The sequence below is a fragment of the Vibrio sp. EA2 genome, assembly GCF_033042495.1.
Taxonomy (GTDB): domain Bacteria; phylum Pseudomonadota; class Gammaproteobacteria; order Enterobacterales; family Vibrionaceae; genus Vibrio.
This window is the reverse complement of record NZ_JAWLID010000043.1, coordinates 1-1,418: the sequence shown is the minus strand read 5'-3', so window position 1 is coordinate 1,418 and position 1,418 is coordinate 1. Positions and strand designations below refer to the sequence as shown.

Here is a 1,418-nt window from a genome sequence, read left to right as displayed (position 1 = left end):
GACTTGGGTATAGGACACCAACGGAGTATATTCATGCGCATCTATAGAAAGTGTCGCACTTCAAACTTGATACTAAGTTTCTTTTACCAATGGACAAACTGTTCCCTATAGTGCTCTAACTCCAAGCATTTTGAGCATTCTTCACTCTCACGGTAATAGACTCTTTTACTTCCTATGGTCATTTGCACACGTTCAACAATGCTGTCCCCCTTACCTTTAAGCTGAACAACTTGTAAATCAGGCTTACAGCAACGAAGAATCCCTTGTAATATCTCTACTGTTGAGGCTTGTACTTTAGGTCCGAGTATCAATTTTTTCACTGCAATCGGTACATATGTGTCCGATGTTATACAACGGAACTCTTTCTCATATTTCCAGCTCGAATCCTTATACTTTAGAATTTCTATCGCTTTATCTGTTGTTAATTGATTTTTAGAAACTTTCGGCTTGTTGCGATAGGAAACTTTAACAACTTCCGAACTTGGTAGCAGTTCAAACTCAATTGCACAACCACGCCCCCCATCTGCATAATGTGCCCACATTAATGTGTTTGAGTCGTCTGGAGTAAAACAACATACTCGCAGATCTTCGAGTATGTTCTTCCACGTTTCTTCTAGGTCATCGGGGATTGTACCATCAACCTTAATGACTCCCTCCATAGGGTCATTTAGCTCACTATACTTACTTGCATACAACCTTTCTCGAAGCAATATGTCCAATACGAACTCAAAATTACTTAATGATTTGTATTTGTAGAATGTATTTTTGTTCATTTGAACTACCTATTGAAACTTAACGCCCAATTAAGGGGTGAGTAACGCAATACCGATGCCGCTTCAAACCACCTTAATCACTAAAATTAACGCATAGTAAAAATGCCACGCGTTACGAATCCCTCTTGAATTGTTTGTTAGTACGCTGCCCGTTTACCTTTGGCACATGCCAAGATATTGAAATATAGCACTAAACTTCTGGCTTGAAATGCTGAAGCTAAAGGGACAACAGCCAAACTAGAACTCACTCTCAAAACGTAAGTTGGCGAAAAGAAAAATATGCTTAACTGCCCTATTGCCGCCGTTTTCAAATTAGCAAAGGATACAGGTTGCAGAACTAAACGGCAGCGTCAAAGAAACTCAGTGTTTGACGAGAATTTCCCAACACCAAAGAAGCCGCACCAGAGAAATAACCCGAAAGTTAGAAACCGTAAACGGTGAAATCAACGCGAACACAACTCATATAGTGCCACCGGAAAGAACGTGAAAGTCACATTTGACCAGGTGTAAAGCTAGGCAAAGAAACCGATAAACTCCGAAAATTTTACCGTTGATGCCAATCCAGTACTAACGCCCAATTAAGGGGTGAGTAACGCAACACCAAAGCCCCTGCATACCACCTTAATCACTAAAACCAACGCATGC

At 40.6% G+C, this 1,418-nt stretch carries 1 protein-coding gene; it reads right to left on the bottom strand.

The features are described from left to right. Nucleotides 1-83: 83 nt before the first annotated feature. Nucleotides 84-773: a DUF2971 domain-containing protein gene (locus tag RXX31_RS24625; RefSeq protein WP_317592204.1), complete on the bottom strand. Its 690-nt coding sequence runs from the start codon at nt 771-773 to the stop codon at nt 84-86. Nucleotides 774-1,418: the final 645 nt, after the last annotated feature.